The organism is Ensifer sp. ZNC0028 (genome assembly GCF_000799055.1).
In the GTDB taxonomy this organism is placed as follows: Bacteria; Pseudomonadota; Alphaproteobacteria; order Rhizobiales; family Rhizobiaceae; genus Ensifer.
In genome coordinates, this window is sequence record NZ_JTLA01000168.1 from 1 (window position 1) to 6793 (window position 6793).

Sequence of the window (6793 nt, forward strand, 5' to 3'; positions counted from 1 at the left end):
TTCTCCCCGCCTGCGGGGAGAAGGTCGCGGCAGCGGGATGAGGGGCGGCCGGCCAAAGCACCCGAATCGTTTTTCTTGACCCCTGCATCCCACTCGCGCTATCAAATTCTTCGTGGTGATTTGGCCGGCCGGCTTGCAGCCACGTTAAACAAGTCGCTAAAGGGCCGAGGAAAGTTGGATTTCCGAGGACCGGTCGCGATCAATCGCCGCCGGTTTTTTTGTATTGATCGAGTGGAAGCCCATGCCCATCAAGATTCCCGATACGCTGCCCGCCTTCGAAACCCTCGTGCATGAGGGCGTGCGGGTGATGACCGAGACCGTGGCGATCCGTCAGGATATCCGCCCGCTCCAGATCGGGCTCCTGAACCTCATGCCGAACAAGATCAAGACGGAGATCCAGATGGCGCGCCTGATCGGCGCCTCGCCGCTGCAGGTGGAATTGTCACTGGTGCGCATCGGCGCTCACCGGGCCAAGAACACCTCGGAAGATCACCTGCTCTCCTTCTACGAGACCTGGGAAGAAGTGCAGGGCCGCAAGTTCGACGGCTTTATCATCACCGGCGCGCCGGTCGAGACGCTCGAATACGAGGACGTCACCTATTGGGACGAGCTGAAGCGCATCCTCGACTGGACCGAGACCAATGTGCATTCGACGCTCAACGTCTGCTGGGGCGCAATGGCGGCGATCTATCACTTCCACGACGTGCCCAAATATGCGCTGAAGGAAAAGGCCTTCGGCGTCTACCGCCACCAGAACCTCAATCGTTCCTCCGTCTACCTCAACGGCTTCTCCGACGATTTCGCCGTCCCGGTCTCGCGCTGGACCGAGGTCCGCCGCGCCGACATCGACAAGGTGCCGAGCCTCGAAATCCTGATGGAATCGAAGGAGATGGGCGTCTGCCTGGTGCACGAGAAGAAGGGCAACCGGCTCTACATGTTCAACCACGTGGAGTATGATTCGACCTCGCTGTCGGACGAATACTTCCGCGACGTGGATGCGGGCGTGCCGATCAAGATGCCGCACGACTACTTCCCGCACAACGATTCGACCCTGCCGCCGCAGAACCGCTGGCGCAGTCATGCGCATCTCTTCTTCGGCAACTGGATCAACGAGATGTACCAGACGACGCCGTATGATGTCGCGGAGATCGGCGCCGGGAAAAGCTGAGGCCAGATGTTCATTCCCTTCTTCCTCGAACTCAAGGCGGCGAAGGTCCCGGTCACGCTCCGGGAATTCCTGTCCTTGATCGAGGGGATGGAGGCGGGCATCGCCACCTTCGACGTCGAGGCCTTCTACTATCTGGCGCGCACGGCACTGGTGAAGGACGAGCGCCATATCGACCGCTTCGACCGCGTGTTCCAGCATTGCTTTTCCGGTCTTGAAGCCGTCAACCCGATGGAGGCGGGCGAAGAGGCCGTCATCCCCGAGGACTGGCTGCGCAAGCTCGCAGAGAAGCATCTGAGCGAGGAAGAAAAACGCCTGATCGAGGCGCTCGGCGGCTTCGACAAGCTGATGGAGACCTTGCGCCAGCGGCTGCAGGAACAGAAGGGCCGGCACCAGGGCGGCTCGAAATGGATCGGCACCGCCGGCACCTCGCCCTTCGGCGCCTATGGCTACAATCCCGAGGGTGTGCGGATCGGCCAGGACCAGTCGCGCCACCGCCGCGCCGTCAAGGTCTGGGACCGGCGCGAGTTCAAGGACTACGACGACACGGTCGAACTCGGCACGCGCAACATCAAGGTGGCGCTGAAGCGCCTCCGGCGCTGGGTGCGCCAGGGTGCTGCCGACGAGCTTGATCTCGGTGGCACGATCCGCGCCACCGCCGAACACGGCTATCTCGACGTGATGACAAGGCCTGAGCGTCGCAATGCTGTGAAGCTCCTGATGTTCTTCGACATCGGCGGCTCGATGGACGATCATATTCGTATCGTCGAGGAACTGTTTTCAGCGGCTCGCAGCGAGTTCCGCCACATGGAGCATTTCTACTTCCACAATTGCGTCTACGAGGGCCTGTGGAAGGACAATCGCCGCCGGCGCGTCGACATCACCCGGACGACAGAAGTGCTACGCACCTATGGCGGCGACTACCGCGCGATCTTCGTCGGCGACGCCTCGATGAGCCCCTATGAGATCAGCCACCCCGGCGGCTCGGTCGAGCATTGGAACGACGAGGCAGGCGCCCTCTGGCTCTCGCGTCTGACGGCGCATTTTCCGCGCTCGATCTGGATCAACCCCGTGCCCGAACAGCACTGGGGCTACACCCAGTCGATCGGCATGGTGAAGAGCCTGTTCGAGGGGCGGATGTTTCCTTTGACGCTTGCCGGCCTGCAGGATGCGACCAAGCAGCTGTCGCGTTGAACGCGGCACGAAAATCTTGAGCGCCGTGTGCCCTTGAACAGCCGCCAGGGTCGCCGTAGCGCTTTGAATGGCTTGCATGTTTTCGTACCCGCAGCAGAGACGATTTAACGGCACATGCAGTGAGAATTCCAGTTGCCGCGCTCTTTGAAATGACGCAGGTTGCTGCGATCGCGAAGAGGGGAGTAAGCGGTGAACATGCATCAGAACACGGAAATCTTCGGCCACCTGCCATCCGGCGAGCCGGTCCATCGTGTGGTGCTTTCCGGTGGCGGCCTCACCGCCCATGTGCTCACCTGGGGTTCGGTGATCCAGGACCTGCGCCTGGAAGGCCACGAGCCGCCGCTGGTGCTCGGCTTCACCGATCTCGAAAGCTATCTCGCCCATTCGCCCTATCTCGGCGCCACGCCCGGCCGTTGCGCCAATCGCATCGGCAACGGCCGCTTCACGCTCGATGGCGAGGCCTACCAGCTCGAACTGAACGAGAAGGGCGTCACGCATCTGCACGGTGGCAGCGACAATATCGGCAAGCGCAACTGGACGATCGTTCGGCACACGCCCGACAGCGTCACGCTCGCCATTACCGACCCGGATGGCCGCGCCGGCTATCCCGGCAATTGCAAGGTCACCTGCACCTACCAGCTGAAGCCCGGCGGCGTCCTGAGCGTCGTCTACGAGAGCGAAACCGACCGAGCGACGCTCGTCAATGTCTGCCAGCACAGCTATTTCAATCTCGACGGCAGCGCTGACGCCCTCGGCCACGACATCATGATCGCCGCCGACCACTATCTGCCGACCACCGAACGCCAGGTGCCGACGGGTGAGATCCTTGCCGTCGAAGGCACCGCCTTCGATCTCAGGGAGATGACGCGGCTCAGCCGCCAGACCGAAGGCGAGCGCGTCGCCTACGATCATAATTTCTGCCTTTCGAACGAACGCATGGCGAAACATTCGGTGGCGCTTGCCCGCAGCATTGATTCGGGCGTCACGATGGAAGTGCTGACGACCGAGCCCGGCGTGCAGCTCTATACCGGCGCAAAACTGAACATCCCCGTCCCCGGCCTCGAAGGCCGCCGCTACGGCCCCTTCGCCGGTTTCTGCCTGGAAACCCAGATCTGGCCGGATGCGGCCAACCATCCCGGCTTCCCGAACGCGGTGCTGCGCCCCGGCGAGATCCGCCGGCAGGAGACGGACTACGTGTTCATGAAGAGCTGAGCGCGCTCGCGCGCACGTGTTGACAATCTGCAATGAATGAAAGGCGGGGAAGCGGCCGAAAGGACTGCCTCTCCAAATACCGGCGTTGTGTTCGGCAGAGCGCCCGTATTCGCACGGCACAGTGTCCGGTCGCGAAGCGCTGGGCGCCTGACGGCAAATGCCGTTCATTTCGAAAACAACTGTGAAATGAAGTGGTTGGGAGAAATTGGAGCGGGTGAGGCGATTCGAACGCCCGACCCCAACCTTGGCAAGGTTGTGCTCTACCCCTGAGCTACACCCGCTCATCATCCAAGGTCCGGGGGTAGTCGGTGGACCGTGGCGTCGGCGCTGTCTTGCGGCGACGGGCGGTATATGGCCTAAGCGATTTTGGAATGCAACAGGGAAATGACGAGAAATCGAATATTTTTTGGGAGACCCCTCGCAAAGCCCGGAAATGCCGCGTTTTCGGCTGGCCTCGCCGCCTGTGAGATTGCGTCCTGACGGGCTTCTCCCCTAAAGCTGAGACGAAACGAGTGCCCAAGGGATGAGAATCATGCGTGAATCACAGCCGAAAACCGCCGAAGACCTCTTCAATTTTCTCGATGGACTTGGAATCGAGCATAAGACGAAGACCCACGCGCCGGTTTTCACCGTGGCCGAATCGGTTGCGCTTCGCGACGAGATGCCCGGCGGCCACACGAAGAACCTCTTCGTGAAGGACAAGAAGGACAACTATTTCCTGCTGACCGTCGAGGAGCACGCGACGGTGGACCTGAAGACCGTGCACCAGGTGATCGGCGCGGCAAGCAAGGTGTCCTTCGGCAAGCCGGAGAAGCTGATGGAATATCTCGGCGTCATTCCAGGTGCGGTGACCGCCTTCGGCGCGATCAACGACACCGGGGGCAACGTCAAGGTCATCCTCGACGAAGCGCTGATGACGTTCGATATCGTCAACTGCCATCCGCTTTCCAACGACGCCACGACCGCGATCGCTTCGAAGGATCTTCTGCGCTTCATGGAAGCGACCGGACACGAACCGCTTGTCTTGAAAGTCACGGCCTGACATACGATCTTTGGCGCGAATGCAGTAAGCTGGCGGACGAGCCGGCGAGGAGAGAAGAATGACGGGCAGCGACAATCCCTATGCAGGGTCTTTCGGCACTCAGATGACGGCCTCGGCCTCCTTCGGCCAGCCGGCGCCGGCGGCCGCGTCGGGCGGCGACCTGATCAAGGAAACCACCACTGCCAACTTCACCAAGGACGTGCTCGAAGCCTCCAGGCAGCAGCCGGTTCTCGTCGATTTCTGGGCACCCTGGTGCGGTCCCTGCAAGCAGCTGACCCCCGTCATCGAAAAGGTGGTCACGGAAGCCGCAGGCCGCGTCAAGCTCGTCAAGATGAACATCGACGATCATCCTTCGATCGCCGGCCAGCTCGGCATCCAGTCGATCCCCGCCGTCATCGCCTTCGTCGGCGGCCGCCCGGTCGACGGCTTCATGGGCGCGGTACCGGAAAGCCAGATCAAGCAGTTCATCGAAAAGATCGCCGGCCCCGCCGTTGACGACAGCAAGGCCGAGATCGAAGCGGTTCTCGCCGACGCCAAGGCGCTGATCGATGCTGGCGACGCCGAAAACGCCGCCGGCCTCTATGGCGCCGTGCTGCAGGCCGATCCCGAAAACGTCGTTGCGATCGCCGGCATGGTCGATTGCATGATCGCGCTCGGCCAGCTCGCCGAGGCCCGCGAGGCGCTGTCCAGCCTGCCGGAAGACCTTGCCAAGGACGCCGGCATTGCCGCCATCGGCAAGAAGCTCGACCAGATCGAGGAAGCCCGCAAGCTCGGCGATTCGAACGAATTCGAACGGCGTCTCGCCGCAAACCCCGATGATCACGAGGCGCGCGTGCTGCTCGCCAAGATCCGCAACGTCGAGGGCGACCGGATGGCTGCGGCCGACCATCTGCTCACGATCATGAAGCGCGACCGGGCTTACGACGACGACGGCGCGCGGCGCGAGCTGCTTTCCTTCTTCGAGGTCTGGGGCCCGAAGGATCCGGCAACCATCGCTGCCCGGCGCAAGCTCTCGTCGATCCTGTTCTCCTGAGCCGACAGACATGTTTTTTTGAAAGGGGCGCGTCGGCGCCCCTTTTCGTAAGCGGATCCGATCACGATCCATCTTCACCTGTGAAGATCGACAGGCTCGTCCCTTGAGATTTTCAAGCAGCGCACCATCTTTTGATCTGGTTGACCGCGCTTCCTTGGCGGGGCAAAGCGAATACCGGCAGGGTCTATCGGAAATGCACGTCGGAAATGCACGCTATCTCGGTCCGAAGGACTTGCCGGAGATCATTCCGGTGTTTCCGTTGACCGGTGCCTTGCTGCTTCCCGGCGCCCAGCTTCCCCTCAACATCTTCGAGCCGCGCTATCTCGCCATGCTCGACGACGCGCTTTCCGGCAACCGGCTGATCGGCATCGTGCAACCGTCCTTCTGTGAAGGTCGCAACGACACCGCCACCGGCCCGATGCAGGCGCTCTGCGAGGTCGGCTGCATCGGCCGCATCACCTCCTTTGCCGAGACCGGCGACGGCCGCTACATCACCTCGCTCACCGGCGTGTGCCGCTACCGGTTGTTTTCGGAAGTCGGCGCCACCCGCGGCTACCGCCGCTTCCGCATCGGCCCCTTTGCCGCCGATCTCGAAAACCGCGACGACGAGACCCTCGTCGACCGGGCAGCACTGCTGGCCGCCTTCAAAGCCTATCTCGAAGCCAACAAGCTGAAGGCCGACTGGGAAAGCGTCGAGCGGGCGAGCAACCGTACGCTGGTCAACTCCATGGCGATGATGTCACCCTATGGCCCGGCGGAGAAACAGGCGCTGCTCGAAGCGCCCGATCTCAAGACCCGTGCCGAAACCCTGATCGCCATCACCGAGATCGTGCTCGCGCGCGACTTCGGCGATATGGACAGCATTTTGCAGTGAGCGACGGACAATGGATATCAACGCCAGCAAGGTCGATCCGAAACTGCTCGAACTGCTCGTCTGCCCGCTGACCAAGGGGCGCCTCAGCTACCACGCCGAAGCCAACGAACTCGTCTCGGAAAAGGCCCGCCTCGCCTATCCGATCCGCGACGGCGTGCCGATCATGCTGGTCTCCGAGGCGCGCAAGATCGAGGATTGAGGCCGGCAGCGATTTCAATCGGCGCATGGCCCCTCATCCGCCTGCCGGCACCTTCTCCCCGCAGGCGGGGAGAA

At 62.1% G+C, this 6793-nt stretch carries 7 protein-coding genes, 1 tRNA gene and 1 riboswitch; of the genes, 7 read left to right on the forward strand and 1 reads right to left on the reverse strand.

Going from position 1 to position 6793, the window contains the following annotated elements:
* The first annotated feature begins 102 nt into the window (after positions 1–102).
* Positions 103–180, forward strand: a riboswitch (SAM riboswitch).
* A gap of 61 nt (positions 181–241) precedes the next feature.
* The 3 genes from metA to L981_RS31215 all read left to right on the forward strand — a co-directional run bounded on the left by metA (position 242) and on the right by L981_RS31215 (position 3571).
* Positions 242–1168 (forward strand): homoserine O-succinyltransferase, encoded by a 927-nt coding sequence (gene metA, locus L981_RS31205; RefSeq protein WP_043626110.1) that lies wholly within the window; start codon positions 242–244, stop codon positions 1166–1168.
* A 6-nt stretch (positions 1169–1174) separates the two neighbouring features.
* Positions 1175–2359 carry a VWA domain-containing protein gene (locus tag L981_RS31210; RefSeq protein ID WP_043626112.1) on the forward strand — a complete coding sequence of 395 codons (1185 nt, stop codon included), beginning with the start codon at positions 1175–1177 and terminating at the stop codon, positions 2357–2359.
* Positions 2360–2554: 195 nt separating this feature from the next.
* Positions 2555–3571 (forward strand): aldose epimerase family protein, encoded by a 1017-nt coding sequence (locus L981_RS31215; protein ID WP_043626113.1) that lies wholly within the window; start codon positions 2555–2557, stop codon positions 3569–3571.
* A gap of 206 nt (positions 3572–3777) precedes the next feature.
* Here the strand turns inward: L981_RS31215 and L981_RS31220 are convergent.
* Positions 3778–3852 (reverse strand) — tRNA-Gly (locus tag L981_RS31220).
* Between the two features lie 251 nt (positions 3853–4103).
* Between L981_RS31220 and L981_RS31225 the strand changes: the two genes are divergently transcribed.
* The 4 genes from L981_RS31225 to L981_RS31240 all read left to right on the forward strand — a co-directional run bounded on the left by L981_RS31225 (position 4104) and on the right by L981_RS31240 (position 6719).
* Positions 4104–4613, forward strand: coding sequence for a prolyl-tRNA synthetase associated domain-containing protein (locus tag L981_RS31225; RefSeq protein ID WP_082006222.1), 510 nt, complete (start codon positions 4104–4106; stop codon positions 4611–4613).
* A gap of 58 nt (positions 4614–4671) precedes the next feature.
* Positions 4672–5646 (forward strand): thioredoxin, encoded by a 975-nt coding sequence (trxA, locus tag L981_RS31230; protein ID WP_043626118.1) that lies wholly within the window; start codon positions 4672–4674, stop codon positions 5644–5646.
* 193 nt (positions 5647–5839) lie between these two features.
* Positions 5840–6520 (forward strand): LON peptidase substrate-binding domain-containing protein, encoded by a 681-nt coding sequence (locus L981_RS31235; protein ID WP_043626121.1) that lies wholly within the window; start codon positions 5840–5842, stop codon positions 6518–6520.
* 10 nt (positions 6521–6530) lie between these two features.
* Positions 6531–6719 (forward strand): Trm112 family protein, encoded by a 189-nt coding sequence (locus L981_RS31240; RefSeq protein ID WP_043626122.1) that lies wholly within the window; start codon positions 6531–6533, stop codon positions 6717–6719.
* The last annotated feature ends 74 nt before the right edge of the window (positions 6720–6793 follow it).